This window comes from Xanthomonas arboricola (genome assembly GCF_002940665.1).
Classification (GTDB): Bacteria; Pseudomonadota; Gammaproteobacteria; order Xanthomonadales; family Xanthomonadaceae; genus Xanthomonas; species Xanthomonas arboricola_B.
Window position 1 is genome coordinate 512,732 of record NZ_MIGY01000003.1, and the last position, 20,330, is coordinate 533,061.

Annotated in this window: 13 protein-coding genes and 2 pseudogenes; 3 read left to right on the forward strand and 12 right to left on the reverse strand. The window is 66.6% G+C overall.

The annotated features are described in order from the left end of the window. Positions 1-48: 48 nt before the first annotated feature. Positions 49-453: a hypothetical protein gene (locus tag XarjCFBP7645_RS15825; RefSeq protein ID WP_104538283.1), complete on the forward strand. Its 405-nt coding sequence runs from the start codon at positions 49-51 to the stop codon at positions 451-453. A gap of 104 nt (positions 454-557) precedes the next feature. Here the strand turns inward: XarjCFBP7645_RS15825 and XarjCFBP7645_RS15830 are convergent, their stop codons facing one another. From XarjCFBP7645_RS15830 to lexA, 11 genes and pseudogenes are all read right to left on the reverse strand, one after another. Further along, on the reverse strand, positions 558-2,678 hold the full coding sequence (locus XarjCFBP7645_RS15830; RefSeq protein WP_104538284.1) for an alpha/beta hydrolase family protein: 2,121 nt from the start codon (positions 2,676-2,678) through the stop codon (positions 558-560). Between the two features lie 172 nt (positions 2,679-2,850). Then, a complete protein-coding gene (locus tag XarjCFBP7645_RS15835) occupies positions 2,851-4,137 on the reverse strand; it encodes a carbohydrate porin (protein ID WP_104538285.1) in 1,287 nt (428 codons plus the stop codon). A gap of 233 nt (positions 4,138-4,370) precedes the next feature. Then, positions 4,371-6,797, reverse strand: coding sequence for a glucose/quinate/shikimate family membrane-bound PQQ-dependent dehydrogenase (locus XarjCFBP7645_RS15840; protein ID WP_258079569.1), 2,427 nt, complete (start codon positions 6,795-6,797; stop codon positions 4,371-4,373). A 302-nt stretch (positions 6,798-7,099) separates the two neighbouring features. Continuing rightward, positions 7,100-7,948 (reverse strand): transporter, encoded by an 849-nt coding sequence (locus XarjCFBP7645_RS15845; RefSeq protein ID WP_104538823.1) that lies wholly within the window; start codon positions 7,946-7,948, stop codon positions 7,100-7,102. An 824-nt stretch (positions 7,949-8,772) separates the two neighbouring features. After that, positions 8,773-10,743, reverse strand: coding sequence for an OPT family oligopeptide transporter (locus tag XarjCFBP7645_RS15850; protein ID WP_104538286.1), 1,971 nt, complete (start codon positions 10,741-10,743; stop codon positions 8,773-8,775). Positions 10,744-11,353: 610 nt separating this feature from the next. Beyond that, positions 11,354-12,172, reverse strand: a complete 819-nt coding sequence (locus tag XarjCFBP7645_RS15855) for an HDOD domain-containing protein (RefSeq protein ID WP_104538287.1) — start codon at positions 12,170-12,172, stop codon at positions 11,354-11,356. 220 nt (positions 12,173-12,392) lie between these two features. After that, positions 12,393-12,734 (reverse strand): annotated as a pseudogene (locus tag XarjCFBP7645_RS21980) (hypothetical protein); the annotation flags it as partial. Between the two features lie 239 nt (positions 12,735-12,973). Beyond that, a complete protein-coding gene (locus XarjCFBP7645_RS15865; RefSeq protein ID WP_181126358.1) occupies positions 12,974-16,222 on the reverse strand; it encodes an error-prone DNA polymerase in 3,249 nt (1,082 codons plus the stop codon). Between the two features lie 156 nt (positions 16,223-16,378). Beyond that, on the reverse strand, positions 16,379-17,797 hold the full coding sequence (locus XarjCFBP7645_RS15870) for a Y-family DNA polymerase (protein ID WP_104538288.1): 1,419 nt from the start codon (positions 17,795-17,797) through the stop codon (positions 16,379-16,381). Positions 17,798-17,806: 9 nt separating this feature from the next. Continuing rightward, complete coding sequence (imuA, locus tag XarjCFBP7645_RS15875; RefSeq protein WP_024938648.1) at positions 17,807-18,460, reverse strand: translesion DNA synthesis-associated protein ImuA; 654 nt, start codon at positions 18,458-18,460, stop codon at positions 17,807-17,809. Between the two features lies 1 nt (position 18,461). Next, the gene (gene lexA, locus XarjCFBP7645_RS15880; protein WP_104538289.1) at positions 18,462-19,067 is read right to left on the reverse strand and encodes a transcriptional repressor LexA; all 606 of its coding nucleotides are present in this window, start codon (positions 19,065-19,067) and stop codon (positions 18,462-18,464) included. A 154-nt stretch (positions 19,068-19,221) separates the two neighbouring features. Here lexA and XarjCFBP7645_RS15885 point away from each other — a divergent pair. Next, positions 19,222-19,436 (forward strand): annotated as a pseudogene (locus tag XarjCFBP7645_RS15885) (AbrB/MazE/SpoVT family DNA-binding domain-containing protein). Next, a complete protein-coding gene (locus tag XarjCFBP7645_RS15890) occupies positions 19,433-19,870 on the forward strand; it encodes a type II toxin-antitoxin system death-on-curing family toxin (protein WP_104538290.1) in 438 nt (145 codons plus the stop codon). The pseudogene XarjCFBP7645_RS15885 and the gene XarjCFBP7645_RS15890 overlap by 4 nt, the downstream one beginning before the upstream one ends. A gap of 78 nt (positions 19,871-19,948) precedes the next feature. On the opposite strand, the gene XarjCFBP7645_RS15895 is transcribed toward XarjCFBP7645_RS15890, so the two are convergent. Beyond that, positions 19,949-20,290, reverse strand: coding sequence for a cupin domain-containing protein (locus XarjCFBP7645_RS15895; protein WP_104538291.1), 342 nt, complete (start codon positions 20,288-20,290; stop codon positions 19,949-19,951). Positions 20,291-20,330: the final 40 nt, after the last annotated feature.

The following is a 20,330-nucleotide window of genomic DNA, read 5'->3' on the forward strand; positions in this document are numbered from 1 at the left end:
ACCTCCGCAAGCACGTTGCATCATTGCGGTTTGCTCGTGGAGTACCCGATGCTCGACACCACCCCTCCGGCCTATGCGGTCGGCCAACTCTGGCGCTGCCGTGGGCGTACCGCGTCGGAGACGCCGTTGCTGCTGATCAACCAGATCGATGTGCATCCCCACGGCGGCCAGATCCTGCACGTGCGTATCAGCGACATCCAGGTACGTCACGCAGGATTGCCCGATGGGATTGTGGATGCGCTGCCGCACATCCCGGTGATCGCGCAGACCCTGGAGCGCAGCGCTGCCGAACACGTCGGCACTGCCGCGCCCAATCAGGATTACCTGCCGGGCTACGCGGAATGGAAGGCCGCCTTCGACGCCGGCAATGCCGGCGCGTTCGGGATCGCGGTGGCGGAGATCCTGCAGATCGTGGAAGGCCAGTTGTCCAAACGCGATCAGTTGCCGAACTGAGCAAACCGAACGAACGCCTTACAACCCGCATTGAAGGCTGAGTCCTAACGCGTCATCGCCGCACCAACCGGCACGCCGCTCCAGGCGGCGTGCCGATCGCAACCTCACTGGCCGATATGCTGCTTCAGCCAGCTGTTGACGGTGTCGTGCCACAGCACGCTGTTGTCCGGCTTGAGGACCCAGTGGTTCTCGTCCGGGAAGTACAGGAACTTGGAGTCGATGCCCTTGCGCTGCAGCGCGGTGAACGCGGCCAGGCCCTGTTCAACCGGGATGCGGAAATCCTGCTGGCCGTGGATGACCAGCATCGGCACCTTCCACTTGTCAACGTGCAGCACCGGGTTGAACTTCTCGTAGCCGGCCGGGTTCTGCCAGGGCGTGCCGCCGTTTTCCCATTCGCTGAACCACAGTTCCTCGGTGGCGTAGCCCATGGTGCGGTTGTCGAACACCCCGTCGTGGTCGACCAGGCACTTCCATGGCTGATTCCAGTTGCCCGCCATCCAATAGACCATGTAGCCGCCATAGCTGGCGCCCAGCGCGCAGGCCTTGTCGCCGTTGAGGAAGCCGTACTGCTTCTGCGCGGCGGTCCAGCCCTTCTGCAGATCTTCCAGCGGGCGGTCGCCCCAATGCTGGCTGATCGCGTCGGTGAATTCCTGGCCGTAGCCGGTGGAGCCGTGGAAGTCGATCATCACCACCGCGTAGCCCTGGCCGGCATAGGTCTGCGGATTCCAGCGGTTGCTCCAGCCGTTGCCGAAGCTGCCCTGCGGCCCGCCGTGGATCAGGAATGCCACCGGATAGGTCTTGCCTTGCTGGTAGTTGTACGGCTTGACCACATAGCCGTGCACGGTGTCGTTGTTCCAGCCCTTGAACTGGAACTGCTCGTAGTCGCCGAACTGCACCTCCGGCAGCAACTCGCCGGCGCTCTGGGTGATCGCACGCAGGCCCTGGCCCTGCACATCGCTGACGAAGACCTGGTCGCCGCTCTTGAGCGAGTTGCGGGTGAACGCCAGCGTGTTGCCGGCCAGGGTCGGCGCATGCACGCTGCCCTCGCCCACCAGCTTGGTCTCCTGGCCGCTGGCGATGTCGATCTTGAACAACGGATGCTCGCCGAGGTCATCGGCGCTGGTGTAGAGGCTGGCGCCATCGGCGCTCAAGACGATCTCGCCGGCCGAGCGGTCCCATTTGGGGGCGATCTCGCGGCTCTTGCCGCTGGCCACGTCCATCGCCATCAGGCCGAAGCGGTCGGCTTCGAAACCGGGGCGCTTCATCGCGCGGTAGTACAGCGTCTTGCCGTCGCTGCTGAACACCGGGCCGGCATCCCAGGCCGGGTTGGCCGCGGTCAGATTGACCGGCGCGGCCTTGCCGGCCGCATCCAGGCGGTACAGGTCGAAGTTGGTCTGCCACGGCTCGTCGTTGCCGGTGGGCTTGGCGCCGGCGCTTGCCTTCTTGCCGGTTTCCGGCCCATGCGGCTGCGGCACGCGTACGCTGGCCACCACACTGCCGCCGTCGGGCGACCAGGCGTAATCGTCGTTGCCGCCGAACGGCTTGGAGGGCGCATCGCCGGCCAGCGTGGCGCTGATCGCCGAGGCACCGGCCACGGCCTTGCCGCCGGCAGCCGGCAGGTCGGCGACGAACAAGGTGTTGCGGCGGCCATCGTTCCAGGTATCCCAATGCCGCACGAACAACTGGTCATAGACCACGCCGCTGGCCTTAGCGTTCTTGAGGTTGGCGAGCTTGCTCTTGGTGCACCCCAGGTCCGAGCCGCAGTCCTGGAACACGCCGGCACTGAAGGCGATGCGCTTGCCGTCGGGCGAGAGCTTGTAGCTGTCCACATCCACCGCAAAGGCGGTCAACTGCTGCGGTGCGCCGCCGGCCAGCGGCTGCGCGTACAGCTGCTGCGTACCGGATTTACTGCTGAGGAAGTACACCGTCTTGCCGTCCGGCGACAGCGCCGGGCTGTTGACGTTCCAGCCGTCGGGAGTGAGCCGCCTGGGCGGCGCAGCATCGCGGGTACGCAGATTGCGCGTCCACAGGCCGGTGGCCGGCTTGCCGTTGCTGCTCTTGGCCTGCCGCTTGGCGAACACCAGCACGCTGCCGTCGGGGCTGAGCGTGGGCGAAGACACCCGGTCCAGCGCGACCATGTCGCGCACATCGAATCCGCGCGCAGCGGCAAGACTTGGCAAGGCGGTCAACAGACACAGGGGCAGCACGGCGTAACGAAGCTTCATCGAGAGTTCCCGCAACGGCAAAACGTCGATGGTAGGCGTTGCTGCGGCGCACGCGCAAAGGCACAAGGTCATGCGCCCGCAGGCGCCGCACGTGGCCGCGCCCTGCAAGGCGCAATGCACACCGCGCGCAGTGCGCCGTCCGGCAACGGCGCGCCACGCTGTGGGCACGTACTCAGAACGTGAGTTTGGCCTGCAGCCCGACCACCACTGCATTGCGCGTATGGGTATAGGCGTAGGTCCCTGGGTTGACGATGTATTGCAGGTCCGGGCGCAACATCAGCCACGGCGTGATCTGCGCGCTGTAGGCGAGCTCATAGAGCTCTTCGGCAGCGCTCAGCCCGACCAGTGGCGAATCGGCCGCCACGCCGTCATCGATCAGTTCTGCGCGGCGTGCATCGAGCAGCCGATGATTGATCCTGCCGGCCACATAGCCGAGTGCGATGCGGTCCTGCGTGCGTGTGCCGATGCCCTGGTACACCCCGCCGACCGAATACCACCGTGTCATCAGCGCACTGTCGTGGTCGCTGGCCATGTACTGGGCGAATCCGGTCAGGCCGATGCTGGGGTCAGCTCCCGGGGTGAACAGTTTCTGTTCGACCAATAGATAGGCGCCGTCACGGCCGGTGCTGCGGCTGGTATCCAGCCCACGCCTGGGTACCGACGAGGAGTCGTAGTAGCCGCCGAACTTGTACACGCCCGGGTAGCGCGCGGTGGCCGGCTTCCAGGTAAATTCGAGCGGGAAGATCGCACCGGTGGTGCCGCTGGCGAACGGCTCGAACGCGTAGGTGTCGCGGGTACCGAAGCCCAGATTCGGGTTGACCTGAAACCAGCCGGCATGCAGGTTGAGCTGCGGGGTCAGCTGTTGCGCGCCTTCGATGCCCCAGCGCGCGGCCGGATAGTTGTACCAGCCGCTGTTGGCCGAGAACGCCAGCGGATGCGCACAGAACGCCGCATTGACGAAGTTCACCAGCAACGTGTGCGAAGCGAACTGGTTGCCCATCGCATAGAAGCCCAGTTTCAGATACGTCCTGCCCTGGTTGAAGCTGCGGTCGTAGCTGAACTCGCTCAGGCGGGTGTACTGGCCTCCGTACACTTCCTGGATGGGGAAGCGATTGCCGACCAGGTCGGCGGAGGTGCTGCGGCCGCGGCGGTCGTTGATGGTGACATGCAGGCTGCCACCGCCCCAGCCGGCGAGCTTGGCCATGTCCAGATCCACGCCCACCCGCAATTGCTGCGCATAGCGCGCGCTGGTGTTTTCGTAGCCGCCATCCACCACGCCAAACGTCTCGGACACGTAGTCGCCACGGACGCTCACGCCTTGCTCGACCCAGGCGGACCGGCGCCCACCCCAGTCGCCGGTCAGCGTGGTGTCGCCCGCGGCGACTGCGGTGGCCGGCAGTGCCAGCAACAAGGCGTAGCCCAGCGCACTGCGGCGCGGGAGGAAAGACAGACGATGCATCGTGGTTCTCTGATCGGGGCAGCGTGCACGGCCATCGGTGGCGATGCATGGCGGTGTGCCAAAGCGCCGCTGCGGTAACGGGAGCGTTGGCCGGGATATGCGAGACACCCGGCCGTCGGGTTACAGCCAACGGCGGCTGACGCGAGTGCGCAGCCGTCAGGCGCGCGCGAGGTTTGTCGGCCGCTCCGTGACCACGCCGACGCAGCTGCCGACGTGGTCACGGGTGGGCGGTGTCAGTGCGCGTCAGGCAAGCTGTAGGCGATCACGTTATCGCCACGATCGGGCGACTGCCGCGCACCGCCGGCACTGATCACCACGTACTGCTTGCCGGTCTTGTGCGAGACGTAGGTCATCGGCCCGCCCTGACTGCCGACCGGCAAGCGGCCCTTCCAGAGTTCCTTGCCGGTGGCACTGTCGAACGCGCGCAGGTAGTAGTCCTGGGTGCCGGCAATGAACACGAGCCCGCCCTGGGTGGACAGCGTGCCGCCCAGCGTGGGCATGCCGATCGGAATCGGCAGATGCATCTTGATGCCGAACGGGCCGGTGTCCTGCACCGTCCCCACCGGCACCTGCCAGACGATGCTGCGCGTCTTGAGGTCGATCGCGCTGAGCGTGCCGTACGGCGGCGCCTGGCACGGAATGCCCAGCGCCGACAGGAAGCGGTTCTTGTTGACCGCATACGGCGTGCCCTTCAGCGGCACGGCGCCCATGCCGGTATTGACGGCCTCGCCACCACCGGCCGCCTCGGCCTTGCGGGTGTCGGCAGGAATCATCTGCACCCACAAGCCCAGGCGCATGTCGTTGGCGAAGATGACGTCATGCACCGGGTCGGTCGACAGGCCTCCCCAGTTCATGCCGCCCAGCGAGCCGGGGAAACTCAGCGAGACATCGGTGCCCGGCGCGGTGTACAAGCCTTCATAACGCATCTGCTTGAACGCGATGCGGCACAGCATCTGGTCGATCGCAGTGGCACCCCACATATCCGATTCGGTCAGGTGTTTGGTGCCGATCTGCGGCATGCCGACCGACAGCGGCTGGGTCGGCGCGTACTGCTCGTGCGCAATATCCGAGCCTTTCACCGGTACTTCCCTGACCTCGGTCAGCGGTTTGCCGGTGGCGCGGTCGAGCACGTAGATCTGCCCGGCCTTGGTGCCAATGACCACCGCCGGGGTGTGGCTGCCGTCCGGGTTGGGGAAGTCGATCAGGCTGGGCTGCATCGGCAGGTCGAAGTCCCACAGATCGTTGTGCACGGTCTGGTAAACCCATTTCTCCGCACCGGTGGTGGCATCCAGCGCCAGCACCGAGGCGCCGTAACGGTGATCGAGCGCGGTGCGCTCGGCGCCGTACAGATCGGTCGACGGCCCGCCCAGCGGCAGGAACACGGTGTTCATCGCCGCGTCGTAGGACATCGGTGCCCATACGTTCGGCGTGCTGCGCACATAGCTGCTGCCGGCGGCCGGCGCCTGGCGATCGTGCGGATTGCCCGGGTCGAAGGCCCAGCGCTGCGCGCCGGTGACCACATCGAAACCGCGCACCACGCCACCAGGCATGTCGGTCTGCACGTTGTCGGCCACGCGCCCGCCCACCACCACGGTGGTGCCGGCCACCAGTGGCGGCGAGGTCAGCTGGTAGAACGGATCCGGCGCAGCGCCCAGGCCGGCCTTGAGATCGACCTGACCGTTGCTGCCGAAGCCCTGGCAGAACGCACCGGTATCCGCATCCACCGCGATCAGGCGACCATCGATGGTGTTGGTGAACAAGCGGCGACGGCAGTTGGCGTCCTGCGCCACCGTCACTGCGGCGATCGGCGAGGGATTGGCCACGCTCGGTGCCGGCAACGCCGCGTCGGCGTCGAAGTAGCCCAGGCCACGGCAGCGCTGCCAGACCGACGAGGTCGCATTGATCTCGCGCCGCCACAGCTGCTTGCCGGTGCTGGCGTCGAGCGCAATCAGATTGTTGTGCGGTGTGCACAGGAACACCTTCTCGCCCACCTGCAGCGGGGTCAACTGGTCTTCGGCACCGTTGCCGTCGCTGTTGGCGATCTCGCCGGTGTGGTAGGTCCAGGCGACCTGCAGCCGGTCGACGTTGCTGCGGTTGATCTGGTCCAGCGCAGCAAAGCGGCTGCCGCCATCGGTGTTGCCGTAGGCGGACCAGTTCTGTTGCACGCTTCCAGGCGGCACCGCCGTCATGCCCGGCCCCGCGTTGCCTGCGACCGGCGGATGCGGCACGAACATGCCGCCGATCCCGGCCACTACCGCCAGCGCCAGCACCGTCGCCACGCCATAGGCCGTGCGCCCGGTCGGCAACGCCCGGCTGCGCCGCAGCGCTGGCCAGGCCAGTGCCACCAGCACGGCGAACCCCGCAGGCAGCATCAGCCGCGAGACCAGCGGCCAGAACTCCAGCCCCGCATCCCACAGCGCCCACACCAGCGTCAGCGCGAAGGCGACGCCGTACACCAGCGCACCGGCCGGCCGACGCAGCACGATCAGCACACCGGCCACGACGGTCGCCAGGCCCATCAGCAGGAAGTACCAGCTGCCGCCCAGGCTGGCCAACCTCGCGCCACCCAGCAGAAAGATCAGCCCCACCAGCGCGACCAGCATGCCCAGCACCAGCAGCAATGCCCGGCCCGGGACCGGCAACTTCGATTTCGTTTCCACGTTGCAACACCTCGATCAGGAGATTCCGCCCTGCACTGCGCCCGGCATTCCGATCTGGATGCTACAAGGTGCCCGCACGACGGCCAGTAGAGGCAGCATCACTGCCCACTTTCTGTCACTCCCCTCCCCGGCCCGCGTACCTCTGGCGAGACCGGCACCGGCATGCCCGGCAGACTGACGACATAGTGTCGCACCGCACCGGGTAGTTATTACATATCTGAAGCGGTTGCCTGCGGAACACTGCAGTCCGCACAGGCGCGGACCGCAGCGGCGTTTTGTGTGCGCAGCGCGCGCTGCGCGCGTCAGAAGCGGTGCGACATGCCCACATAGACCTGCGCGTCCGGGGTGCGGTCGTTGAGGCCGAAGTTGGCGCCCACATCCAGCTGCAGCAGCGGATTGAGCAGATACGCAGCGGCGATGTCGGCCGAATACTGCTCGATGGTCTGCGCCGGATCGCGGTTGATCGAGGACCACACTTCCACCGCCATCGACAACTTTGCGGTGAGCGGATGCGCCAGATTGATCGCGTTGATCAGCGCAACATGCTTGCCGCTGCCATCGCTGTCGGCCAACCAATCCACCTCGGGCCCGAAGGTCAGCGAGAAGCTGTTGGGCAGCGCGAAATTGATCGGCAATGCGACGCCGCCTTCCCACTCGTCGTTGCCCAGACCGGTGCGCGCGGTCGGCGCCTTGACGAACGGCAGCACCGCGACGGTGGCGGTATCGCTTTCGTAGAAACGCGCCTTCATGCGCAGATAGATGTCGCCGCCGCCGCTCAGGCTGCTGCGCGCACCGGTGGCGCGGTCGGTGGTCTTGACCTGCAGCTGCGGCGCCCAGTTGAGCTGCAGATCGATGCGGTCGCTGACGCCGTACTTGAGCGTGGGATTGGTGAACACCGAGGTTTCGATGCGGGTGCCGGGCTGGCTGTCGCGGGTGTAGCTGCCGATGTCGGTTTCCAGCTGCCAGGCGCCGGTAGGCACGGTACAGGTGGAATTGGCCTTGGTCGGGCGATCGGTACACAGCGCCGCGTCGGCGGCCTCCTGTGCCTGCGCCTGCAGCGCAAGGCTGCACAGCACACCGGCCAGGGCGATGCTCAACAAGGGGGCACGGCGTGCGCGGGTGGAACGGTGGGAGATAGCAGCAGTCAGCATTGCAGTGGTTTCCATGGCAAGACGCTGGCCAGATCGCGTGAACGGCCAGCAGTGGGAGGGGGAATGCGCGTGGATGTCGAACGACTGCATGGCCGCTGGAGGGCGGCGTGTTGCCAATCGATCTTATAGGCGTCGGCAGGTCCGAAAACGCCATAGGTGACAAAAGCGGCCTCAACAGTGTGCGGATGTCGCATAGCGTGATGCGAGTCGCTTTTCCACACCCATCGTTTATGGGGGTAAGGCAGTGCGATGACCTGCGCCGTGGCGCGTCACCGGGATCGATCGAGGCATGCAGTCGCCGTGGTGCACCATCGGTGCGGGAGACGGCACGATACGGAGCAGCCGCATAAAGTCGCTATGCACGAGGCCTGGGTGGGGCGTAAAGCCGGCGCAAAGGCGCTGCGGTGGTGCAGACGCGATGGCCTGAGCGTTGTGCGTGCATTGCGCGATCGGCAAACGCTTGATGCGTTGGCGCGGTGCAGCTGCGCTCGTCGTGTCAGCTGATTGACCAGATGCGCCAACGACGTTGCCCTGAACCGGCAATGCAGGTCCGCTCACGGTGGCAATGCACCAGCTTGCAGGGATGTTCGAATTGGATATGCCGCTGTGCCGGCGCAGCGCCGATTCGGTGCACCGTAGCGTGCCGGCATGCTGCTGCACTTGCGCGTTCGGCAGCAGGGCCGCATTCGAACCGCGTCTGCGGCAAGGCAATCAGAACTGCGGCAATCCGGTTTCAATGCCACAACGAAAAACGGACACGCATCCAGCGATGCGTGTCCGTCCAGAGGCAGCGCGCGGGCGCATGCCTTGGTGAAGCGTCACCCTCAGGCGGTCTGTTCGCCGCGCTTGCCGACGCGGTACAGCAGCCAGCCGACCAGGGCGAGAATCGCCAGGCCGAACCATTGGTTGAGCTGCAGGCTGGCCGGCAACGCCAGCACATCGGCGCGGCTGGACAGCACGATCGGCACCGCGATGGCGATCCCCATCAACGCCTCGCCGGTGATCAGGCCGGCGGCAAACAGCACGCCCGGGCGATGCACACGGTCGCGGCCATCTTCGTCGTCGGCGCGGATCTTGTGGAAGCGCTCCACCAGGTGCGCGATCAGGCCGCCGAGGAAGATCGGCACCATCAGCTCCAGCGGCAGGTAGATACCGATCGCCGCCGCCAGCACCGGCACACGGAAGCGCTTGCCGGTCTTCTTCAGCCATTCGTCCAGCGCGATGATCGCCGCGCCCACTGCGGCACCGATGGCAATCATCGACCACGGCAGCTGCCCGCCGAACAGGCCCTTGGCGACCGAGGCCATCAGCGTGGCCTGCGGTGCAGCGAGCGAGTTGGGGTGCTGCGGCGTGGCCGGGCCAATGCCGTAGGCCTGCGCCAGCAGGTTCAACACCGGCGCCATGATCAGTGCGCAGGAAAACGCGCCGATGCCCAGCATCAGTTGCTGCTTCCATGGCGTGGCGCCGACCAGATAGCCGGCCTTGAGATCCTGCAGGTTGTCGCCGCCCACCGCTGCCGCGCAGCACACCACCGCGCCGATCATGATCGCCGCCACCGCACCCAACGGCGCCGCGCCGATGCCGACCGGCACCAGACCATCCTTGCCGAGCAACAGCACCAGCACCGCCGAGGCGAACAGGATGGTGGAAATGGTGATCCCCGAGACCGGGTTGTTGGACGAACCGATCAGGCCGGCCAGATAGCCGGATACCGACACGAACAGAAAGCCGGCCACGATCATGATGATGGTCATCGGGATCGACACGTGCCACTGCTGCACGATCGCCTGGTACAGGCCCAGCAGCGGCAAGGTGCACAGCACCAGCGCCGCCAGCATCCACTTCATCGGCAGGTCGCGCTCGGTCTCGACGACCACACCGCCGCCGCTCTTGCGCGCGGCGGCAAAGCCGCTCTTGACGCCGGACAACAGCGACTTGCGCAGCGAGAACAGCGTCCATACGCCGCCGATCAGCATCGCGCCGACACCCAGGTAACGGATCTTCGCGCCCCAGATGCCGAATGCCGCGTCGGCCGCTGGCGCGCCGACCAAGCTCTGCGCCAGGGCCGGGTCGCTGCCCATGAAGAACTGCTGATACAGCGGAATGGCGATATGCCAGGACAGGATCGACCCGGACAGCACCACGATGCCGACATTCAGGCCGACGATGTAGCCCACGCCCAGCAACGCCGGCGACAGGTTGGTGCCCAGATAGCCGACCAGGCGGCTGCTGCCCAGGTAGGTGGCCTGCGCCCAGGTGTCCGGGATCACCCGCAGGCCGCTGGCCGCACCCAGCTTGACCAGCGCGCCGATCGCACCGGACATTGCCAGGATCTTCAGGCCCGGGCCGGGGTTTTCACCGGCCTTGAGCACTTCGGCCGCTGCCTTGCCTTCGGGGAACGGCAGCGGATCTTCGACGATCATCGAGCGCCGCAACGGCACCGAGAACAGCACCCCGAGCAAGCCGCCCATGCCGGCGATGCCCAGCACCCACCAGTATTTGAAGTCCGGCCAGTAGCCCATGATCACCAACGCGGGGATGGTGAAGATCACCCCGGCGGCGATCGACGAACCGGCCGAGGCACCGGTCTGGACGATGTTGTTTTCCAGAATGGTGCCACCGCCGAGCAGGCGCAGCACGCCCATCGAGACGACCGCAGCCGGAATGGCGGTGGCGATGGTCAGGCCCGCAAACAGGCCGAGATAGGCGTTGGCGGCCGAAAGCACCACCGCCAGCACGATGGCCAGCACGACGGCGCGGAAGGTGAGCTGGCGCGGCTGCGCGTCATGGCTCATGGGCAGTTCCCCTGTGGCAAAAAATCCGGACCACGCTAGCGCCTACACGGAGTTCCGTCCAGCTGCGCCGCGGCGTGACACTGTGCCTGCTGTGGCGGCTGGAATGCCCGGGGATGTGGCGACGGGGACAACAGGCGCGTACCAGCGTGTGTCGGCGACTACATCGCGCATGCAGATCGCAAGCGCATGAGGTCGCACGGTGTGGAGGTGGCGGACACTGCTGCATGGGCATGCAGACCAGCGGCTTACGGCGTCAGGGTGCGGCGATGCGGTCTTCCGGCTCGTCGACCGACGGAGGCGCCATGAGCGACGCGCCGTGGCCGATAGGTGACAACGAGCGATGGGCTCGTCATCACGTCCATTGCCCGTACCGGCGGTCGCCTGCCGCCCGTGCTGGCGGGACAATGCGCTGGTGAGGGGGCCGCGGATGAGGCCGCGCGCCGGTAAGGGCCGACTGGTCTGCTGCTGCAGCGGCGGGCACGCGTTGCCGTATATCGCTATCGCCGTGATCACTGGACGCTGCCGTTTTTCCTGCACGTCAGGGATCTGCTGCCGGCGATGGTGCGTCAGCGGCTGCGCCGACGCTGGCGACGTCGGCGCGGCTGTCCAATCAATGCAGCAGTTCGGCAAACGCGCGGTCGGCCTCGATCACGTCCGGCAATGCGGCGAACAAGGCCTCCAGATCCACCGTGTCCATCAACGGACCGCGCACCGCGTCCAAGGCCGCCGGCGTGGCGCCGCCATGCGCGTGCAGCGCATCGGAGACCTGCACCGCCTGCGCAACCACCAGCGGCATACGCGCACCGTCCGGCGCAGCGGCCGGGCGGACCTGATAGGCGATCGCTTCCTGGATGACGACAGGCAGCTGCCAGCGACGCACCAGCTCGGCGCCGACTTCCGGGTAACCGAACCCCAACTGCAGGGTTTCTTCGGCGGCATGGCCGGCCGACGAGGCGTCGTGATTGAGGCGGCTGGCGTAATCCGGCGCGCCGGACTGGATCAGCAGCTCGCCGATGTTGTGCATCATGCCGCAGGTGAATGCGGTTTCCGGATCCAGGCCGTGCTGGCGCGCCAGCAGGCGGCAGATGCCGGCCACCTCGAAACTGTGCCGCCAGAACGCCTTCAGATCGAACCCCGGCACGGCACGGAACACCCCGGTCATCGCCGAGGCGAGCACCAGGGTGCGCAGCGTGTTGAAGCCCAGCCGCATGGCCGCGTCTTCCACGCTGGTGGAATCGCGCAGGCCGCGGAAGCGCGCCGAGTTGGCCAACCGCAGCACCTTGGCCGCGATCACCGGATCGCGCTCGATCGTGTGCGCCAACGCATCGATATTGGTCTCCGGATCGTCGAACCGGGCAATCAGGTCCTGCGCCACTTCGGGCACGGTGGGCAAGGTGTGCAACTGGTCGAACAATGCCTCCAACTTCATGATCGCCTCGCGGGTGAAAGGTAGCCGGCGCGGCCGCGCCGGCCTGCATGGTGTAGCACAGACCGGCCGAATGACGATAACCCGTCACGGCCGCTCTTCACCCGGGCTTTGCGTCATCGCCTTGCGGCAGGCTGCTCCGTCGGGCGCGTAGCGACGGTCATCATGGACAGCGCGGTCGACAAGATCCCGATATGCGTACGCCGACGCCACTCGTTGGCCTTTAGTTGGCCTTGGCACCACCCAGGAACCTGACCAGAAACGCCAGCACCTGCGTATAGAACGCGCGCCGATGCGGCTCGGTATAGAAACCGTGGCCTTCGGTGCCGTAGTGCCAACTGTCGAAGATCTCGAACGGGCCGCCATGCGGCATCACCGCCATCGGCAGGTTCTTTCCCGTGCCGGTGCGCGGCAGCGAGAGGTCGCCATGCAACGGCACACCATCGCGCGCCTGCAGCGCGATGGGCTGTACGGTCGCGGTGCGCTCGGGCTCGAACCAGTCGCGCCGGCTGATCACATGCTGGGCTTTTTTCTCCTGCATATCGAACACATATGCCAAGCCCGGTGCCTCGGGCACCATAGCCCACCGGCAACTCGACACCGGTGCCATCGGCATTGATGGCGTACGGCTCGCCGCTCGGCAACGGTTTGTCGAGCAAACCGTCCTTCTGTGCAATGGAGATCAATACACGCGCATCGCTGACCCAGGCAAAGTCGCTCGCATCCGTGTTCGTATCCAGCACAAAGATCGCGCCCCTGCTACTGAGCACGCAATTCAACGGCAATCGCAGATCAGACAACGTTTCAATGAAAATCCCGCGAGGGCAGCTGCATGTCGCCGAGCAGGTCGCTGAGGTCGTGCAGATCGCCGGCGATCAAATGCTCCACCCCGTCCACGCGCTCCCAGCGGCCGCGTACGGCCAGCAGGCGCGATTCCAGCAGTGCGCGGCGGCGGCGCAGCGCCAGGTGCGACCAGACGATGACGTTGATCATGCCGTGTTCGTCTTCCAGGGTGACGAAGATGGTGCCCTTGGCCGTGGCCGGGCGCTGGCGCTGGGTGACCAGGCCGGCGACATGCACGCCGTTGCCGTGACTGCGGCCTTGCAGCTCACGCAGGCCGAGGATGCGCCGCTGCCGCATCTGCGGGCGCAGCAGCGCCATCGGATGCTGGCGCAGACTCAGACCGACCGAGCGATAGTCGGCCAGGATTTCTTCGCCCGCGCGCGGCGCTTCAAATTCCACCGGGCGCTCCTGCGGACTACCCGGCAGCAGCGGCCGACGCGCTTCCACGCCGGCCATCGCCCAGCGCGCGGCGTTGCGGTTGCCCACCATGCCCTGCAAGGCGCCGGCTTCGGCCAGTGCCAGGCGCGCCTTTTCGTCGAGTGCAGCGCGCAGGCACAGATCGCCGATATCGGCGAAGGCCCGCTGCGCGCGTGCGGCCACAATGCGATTGGCCACCACTTCCGATAAGCCAGCGACCTGCCGCATGCCCAGACGGATCGCCGGTTGTTCGCCAGGGTCTTCGTCGCTGCGCCAGGGCCGGCCACCGACCAGCGTGTTGTCCCAGACGCTGTGCAACACATCCACCGGCAGCACCTCCACGCGCGCGCGCTCGGAACTGCCGCGGCGTGCGTCCTGCACGATCTGGCTGGCCGAGTAGAAGCCCATCGGCTGCGCATTGAGCAGCCCGCAGGCGAAGGCCGCCGGCTCGTGCCGTTTGAGCCAGCAACTGGCGTAGACAAGCTTGGCGAACGAGGCGGCATGGCTTTGCGGGAAGCCGTAGGAGCCGAAGCCCTTGATCTGCTCGAAGATCTGGTCGATGAATTCCGGCGAGTAGTCGCGGGCGGCCATGAGCTGGCGAATCCGCACACGGTGCGGCTCCATATCGCCGCCGCGTCGCCAGGCCGCCATCGAGCGACGCAGCTGATCAGCCTCGCTATCGGTATAGCCGGCATGGATCACCAGTTCCATCACCTGCTCCTGAAACAGCGGAATGCCCAGCGTGCGACCGAGAATGGCTTCCACGCCGGACGAGGGGAAACTGACCGGCTCGTAGCCCTGCCGCCGCCGCAGATACGGGTGCACCATGTCGCCCTGGATCGGCCCCGGGCGCACGATCGCCACTTCGATCACAAGATCGTAGAACTCCCGGGGCTTGAGCCGCGGCAACATCGCCATCTGCGCGCGCGATTCGATCTGGAATACGCCCACGGTATCGGCGCGCTGGATCATCTTGTAGGTGGGCGCATCCTCGCCCGGCAGCGTGGCGATGCTGTAGTCGCGCCCACGATGCCTGCGCACCAGGTCCAGGGTCTTGCGGATGCAGGTCAACATGCCCAGTGCCAGGCAATCGACCTTGAGCAGCTTCATGGTTTCCAGATCGTCCTTGTCCCACTGGATGATGGTGCGGTCGGCCATCGCCGCGTTTTCCACCGGCACCAGCATCGACAGCGGTTCATCCGAAATCACGAAGCCGCCGACATGCTGCGACAGATGACGCGGGTGATCGCGCAGGTGCTCGGTGACTGCCAGAATCTTGTTGATCAGCGGATTGGCCAGATCGAACCCGGCCTCTTCGATGCGCTGTTCCATCGGGGTATCGCCATTGCCCCAGCCGTAGCAATTGGCCAGCAACGCGATCTGGTCCGGCGGCAGGCCGAACGCCTTGGCCACATCGCGCACGGCGCTCTTGCCGCGATAGCAGATCACCGTCGCCGCCAGTGCCGCGCGTTCGCGGCCGTATTTGCTGTAGACGTATTGCAGCACTTCCTCACGGCGCTCGTGCTCGAAGTCCACATCGATATCCGGCGGCTCGTCGCGTTCCCTGGATAAGAATCGCGCCATCAACAGACGGGTTTCGCCGGGATTGACCGCAGTGATGCCCAGTGCATAACACACCGCCGAATTGGCCGATGAGCCACGGCCCTGGCACAGGATGTGCTTCGAGCGCGCAAAGCGCACCACATCCTGCACGGTGAGGAAAAACGCCTCGTATCCCTTGTAGGCGATCAACTCCAGCTCGCTGTCGATCTGCGCCACTACCTGGGCCGGCACCCCGTTGGACCACCGCTCACGCATCCCCTCTTCAGTGAGCTGTCGCAGATAACTCGCCGGCGTATGCCCTTCCGGCACCAGTTCGCGCGGGTAGGTGTATTCAAGCCCGGAGATATCGAAGCTGCAGCGCTGCGCCAGGTCCACCGTGGCCTGCAACAGCGCGTCCGGGTAGATGTTGTCCAAGGCACGCCGTGTGCGCAGATGGCGCTCGCCGTTGCGGAACAGGTGCGCGCCGCACTCGGCCAACGGCAAGCCGTGGCGGATGGCGGTCAGGGTGTCCTGCACGATGCGCTCGCGCCGCTGCGCCATATGCACATCGCCGCTGGCCAGTGCGCTCATGCCCAGTTGCTGCGCCAGCAGCTGCAGGGCAAGCAACCGCGCCGCATCGTCCTGCTCGCGATGCAGTTCCACCGCCAGGAATGCACGCTCGCCGAAGACCTGCTGCAACCAGGCGCCCTGCTCGGCCTGCGGCTGCGCACCGGGCAACCACACCGCGAACACGCCGGGTTCCACAGCGCCAAACTGCGCCTCCACCTCGGCACGCCCGAGCCGATACGCACCCTTGCTTGCCGCACGCCGCGCAGTGGTGATCAGTGCGCACAACTGCGGATAGCCATGCGCGTTTTCCACCAGCAGGACGAAGCGGGTGCCATCGACCAGGGCGAATTCGCTGCCGACGATCAGGCGCACACCGGTGGCGCGCGAGGCTTCCAGGCCACGCACGATGCCGGCCAGCGAGCATTCGTCGGTGATCGCCAGGGCGCTGTAACCGCAGTGTTGCGCGCGCATGAACAATTGTTCGGCACTGGAGGCGCCACGCAGGAACGAGAAGTCCGACAGGCAGTGCAGCTCGGCATAGGCGGGCAGCCCATCGGCAACCATGGCATGGGCGATGTCGTCGTTTGCCGCGCGCAACCGCGCGGCGACCGTCCAGGCGCGCGGCATGCGTCCACCGGGCGTATCGCGGTCCACGCCGTCGACCGCGTCATCCCAGCTCATGCGCGCACCCTTTCAACATTGCGCTGCCACCACACAGGCGCTGCAGATCGACGCGTTGCGGTTGCTTCTTCGCTGCGTGGCATCGCAGGCGTACGGCACCGCTGCGACGACCGGCCCGGCAGGCAACGCTGCGATGCTGCAACGGAGTGCGCCGGATCATGCGAACCACCCGTGCAGCATCCAGCCATCGACACGGCCTGGCGCGGCAAACACCCAGGCCTGGCGTCCGCGTGCGGTTTCCACCACGTAGTAATCGCGGCGTGCCTCGTCGTCGTCCCACCAGCCGCTTTCCAGCCGCTCCGGGCCGGAGATGATGCGCAGCTGCGTCTCGTGCAGGGGCACCGGCTGCGGCAACAGCCAGGTGGGGCGCGGCGGACGCTGCGGCGCATGGGTTTCGCGCACCGCATCGCCGATGGCGCGCCGCCAGGCACGTTCCGGGCGCGGGTCGTCGGCCGGCAGCACGCGATACACCGCCTCATCGCCCAGCCGCGCACGCAGGCGCTCGCGCAATTGCGGCCACTCCACCGATTGCTGCGCACGTTGATCGAACAGATCGCGCATGGCCGGCACGAACGGCGGCAGCTGCCGCGCCAGCAGCCGCATCGCCACCACCGGGCGCGGGATCTCCACCCGCTCCAGCCGGTTGCGCGCTAGCTCGAACAACAACGTCGGCGCGCGCTCCGGCGTCAGCAGGCCGATCTCGACATCGGTGGCGCCTTGTTCGTGTTCCAGCCGCAGCAGGAACCGTTGCACGCCGCCGTCGCGGATGGACAGGTAGGTGCACAGGTCGCCGATCAGGCGCCGCAGCGGGAACAGCAGCGCCGGATGCATTTCCACCTCGTAGCCGAGTTCCACGCGCTGGTCGAAGTGGTCCGGTGGCGCGTAGCACTCCAGGGGATCGTCGACCTGGCCGTAGAGGCGGTCCAGATGCTCGAGCAGGCCCGCACCGAACCGCCGGCGCAGCCCATCGCGCGGCAACGCGCGCACCGCCGCCAGCGTGCGCACGCCCATGTGTTGCAGGCGCTCGCCGGCATCGCCCGGCAACGCGGCGCGGCGCACCGGCACCTTGTCCAGCGTGCTGTGCAAGGCCGGCAACTGCGTCACCACCATGCCATCGCGCAAACCGGCCAGCACGCGCGCGGCGCGCGGCGTAGGTGCCAGTGCGAGCCGGTGCCGGAAGCCCAAGGCCTGCAGTTCATCTCGTAGGCGGCGCTCGAAACGCGGCCACGGGCCGAACAATCGAAAACTGGCACCGGCCTCCAGCACGATGGCGCGCGACCATTGCTGGCTCACCAGCGAGCTGTGCCGGTACGCCCACGCCGCAAGAAACCGCTGCGTGCGCGCCTCAGCCTGCGCCTCGTAATCGATGGTGCGTACATGGGACATCAGCGCATGCGCCGCCGACAGCCGCATGCCGGCTTTCAGACCGGCAGCGGCGGCCGCTGCATTGACCGAATGCAGGCTGCGCAACTGCGCCGGCCCTTCCACCAACACCAGCGGTGCCAGCGGTTCCTCCAGACGCCGAAGGACGGCGTCCAGCGCCAGCTGCGGCAGCAAGATGCAGGCCCACAACATGCGCGCGCCTCAATGCGCCAGCCGCAACGGCTGCGACGGAACCTGCCCGCCGCGGCACTTGCGCACTTGCCAGGCATCGCGCTCGGGCAGAAATTCCAGCCGTAATGCCGCCGGCGATGCATTGACCGCATGCTTGCGATCGCGCAACGCGAACGCGCAGCAGTTGCCGCTGTCGGCGGCGACCTGCAGCCGCCGCAATGCGCGTGCATCGCCGGTCTGCGGCCAGCCCAGCACCGCCGCGCATGCGCCACTGCGCAGGCATTGCTCGAACGCCCACAAGGCGTCGCGCGGCTCGGCCTGCACCACTTCCAGATGTTCCAGCACTACCCCGCCCGCCTGCCAGGCCGGCGCGTAGGGAATGAACGGCGGCGCCACCAGCACCACCCGGCTGCTGGCGCCAGTCATGCGCGCCAGCGTGGGCAACAACAAGGCGATCTCGCCCACGCCGTGCGCGGGCAGCAGCAACTCGGTCAGTGCCCGCCGCGGCCAGCCGCCATCGGGCAGCAGCGCATCCAGTGCCGCATGCCCGGTGGATTCGCCGCCATGGGCAATGGCGGTGCCACGACCCGCGCGCCACACCGTGCGTGCGGCCAGCAGGGCGTCCAGCGGCAGCGCCACTGCCGCGTTGCCGTCCTGCCTGATGCGCGCGGGCTCCTGGCTCATCTCAACCCTGCCGGATCAGACCGCAGTACAGTCCTTCGATCGCGAAGTCGGCATCGGCCGCCACCACGATCGGCGCATGCGCGCGGTTGCGCGGCAACAGGCGGATACGTTCGGCACCGCGCTCCAGCCGCTTGATGGTGATTTCGCCATCCACCCGCGCCACCACGATCTGCCCATCGCGCGCCTCGCTGCTGCGATGCACGCCGACCAGATCGCCGTCCAGGATGCCGTCGTCGATCATCGAGTCGCCTTGCACCTGCAGCAGATAGTCCGGGCGCAACGCGAATAGCGCGCGGTCCAGCCACAGCTGCCGGTCCAGGCCGATATCCGCCCCGATCGGCACACCGGCCGCCACCCGCCCCAGCACCGGCAAGGCCAGCAACGCATCGCGCGCGGCGCCGCCCGGCAGGCGGATGCCCCGTTTCTGATTGGGCAGCAGCTCGATCAACCCGGCCTCGGCCAGCGCCTGCACGTGCTTCTGTGCGGCATTGCGCGAGGCGAACCCGAACGCCTGCGCAATCTCGGCCAGGCTGGGCGACATCCCCGCGCGGGCTTGCTCCTGCAGGAAAGCCAGCACGGCCTGACGCTTGGGGGAGAGAGATTCCATGGGAGTGCAACGGCCGGCCGGGACAAGGTGTACATTTGTACACCTCTTGGTCGCAGCAGGCGAGATCGGCGCATGCAGGTTGCTGAGCCGCTTCAGCCAGGACGGGCTTGCGCTCTGCCGGATACCAAGTTGTTACCTAACAAAGGGGGCGGCCATGAAGCTCAAGATCACCTCCATCGGCACTTCCGCTGGCGTCATCCTGCCCAAGGAACTGCTTGCCCGCCTGGGCAAGGGCGATGAACTGTATGCGCTTGAAATGCCCGACGGCATCAAGCTGACCGCGTTCGACCCGACACTGGCAGCGCAGAGGCTGTGGCCGAGCAGGCGATGCGCAAGGACTGTCAGGTGCTGAACAAGCTGGCCAGATGAACACCCGCATGGTCGTGTGGATCACGCATGGACTTGCCTTGGCCATCCTTGAGCGTCAATTGAGCGAACACGGCGGTGTTGCCGGCGTGCGCGACGAGGCATTGCTGGACTCGACACTGGCACGTCCGCAACAGCTGTTCTCCTATGGCGCCCCCCTATCGGACCTGGTCCAGTTGACCGCAAGCCTTGCCTATGGGCTGGCACACCATCGTCCGTTCGTGGATGGCAACAAGCACACTGCCCATATGTGCTATCGCGTATTTCTGATGCTCAACGATGCCAAGCTCATGGCGCCGCAGGAAGAGAAATACGTCGCCCTGATGGGATTGGCCGGTGGCGTGTGGGGCAAGGCCGACTTTTCCTTATGGCTGCGCCCACGTGTGCGCTTGCAGGGGCAGGGCCATCTGGTGGTTGTGGTGCTCACAAAACGTTGAAGCGCCAGCGATGCCCGCCGATGCAGCCGGCACTGCGTCGGCACCTGCACACGCGGCGATGCACACGACAACGCCGGCTTATGACGCACCGGCCGGCAACGGTTCTGCTTGCGCATCGTATGCAGGCGGATGATAGAAGTTCACCGTCTTCAACGGGGTGGTACCGGTGTTGCGGATCTCGTGCGCTTGACCACACTCGATCACAATCAAGCTGCCGGCCTGCAACGGATGCGTGCGTCCATCCACCACGGCAGTGCCGCTGCCGTCGACCACATACACCCATTGATCAGAACCGCGGTGACGGTTGTCCGGCCCACCTTCGCCATCGCCAGGAGCAATCACCATTTCGGCGGCCTGCACCTGGCGCACCGAAAACAGCACCTTGAACGCGTCAGTCAACGTCAGCTGTGCGCTTTGCATGCGGCATCTCCTGATGAACTGCGGCGATGCTGACCGCGCA

Coding starts and splice junctions, on each gene's coding strand:
- XarjCFBP7645_RS15890 (WP_104538290.1), top strand. CDS start 19,433: ATGAACACCCGCATGGTCGTGTGGATCACGCATGGACTTGCCTTGGCC.
- XarjCFBP7645_RS15845 (WP_104538823.1), bottom strand. CDS start 7,948: ATGCTGACTGCTGCTATCTCCCACCGTTCCACCCGCGCACGCCGTGCC.
- lexA (WP_104538289.1), bottom strand. CDS start 19,067: ATGGAATCTCTCTCCCCCAAGCGTCAGGCCGTGCTGGCTTTCCTGCAG.
- XarjCFBP7645_RS15825 (WP_104538283.1), top strand. CDS start 49: ATGCTCGACACCACCCCTCCGGCCTATGCGGTCGGCCAACTCTGGCGC.
- imuA (WP_024938648.1), bottom strand. CDS start 18,460: ATGAGCCAGGAGCCCGCGCGCATCAGGCAGGACGGCAACGCGGCAGTG.
- XarjCFBP7645_RS15865 (WP_181126358.1), bottom strand. CDS start 16,222: ATGAGCTGGGATGACGCGGTCGACGGCGTGGACCGCGATACGCCCGGT.
- XarjCFBP7645_RS15835 (WP_104538285.1), bottom strand. CDS start 4,137: ATGCATCGTCTGTCTTTCCTCCCGCGCCGCAGTGCGCTGGGCTACGCC.
- XarjCFBP7645_RS15895 (WP_104538291.1), bottom strand. CDS start 20,290: ATGCAAAGCGCACAGCTGACGTTGACTGACGCGTTCAAGGTGCTGTTT.
- XarjCFBP7645_RS15855 (WP_104538287.1), bottom strand. CDS start 12,172: ATGAAGTTGGAGGCATTGTTCGACCAGTTGCACACCTTGCCCACCGTG.
- XarjCFBP7645_RS15830 (WP_104538284.1), bottom strand. CDS start 2,678: ATGAAGCTTCGTTACGCCGTGCTGCCCCTGTGTCTGTTGACCGCCTTG.
- XarjCFBP7645_RS15850 (WP_104538286.1), bottom strand. CDS start 10,743: ATGAGCCATGACGCGCAGCCGCGCCAGCTCACCTTCCGCGCCGTCGTG.
- XarjCFBP7645_RS15870 (WP_104538288.1), bottom strand. CDS start 17,797: ATGTTGTGGGCCTGCATCTTGCTGCCGCAGCTGGCGCTGGACGCCGTC.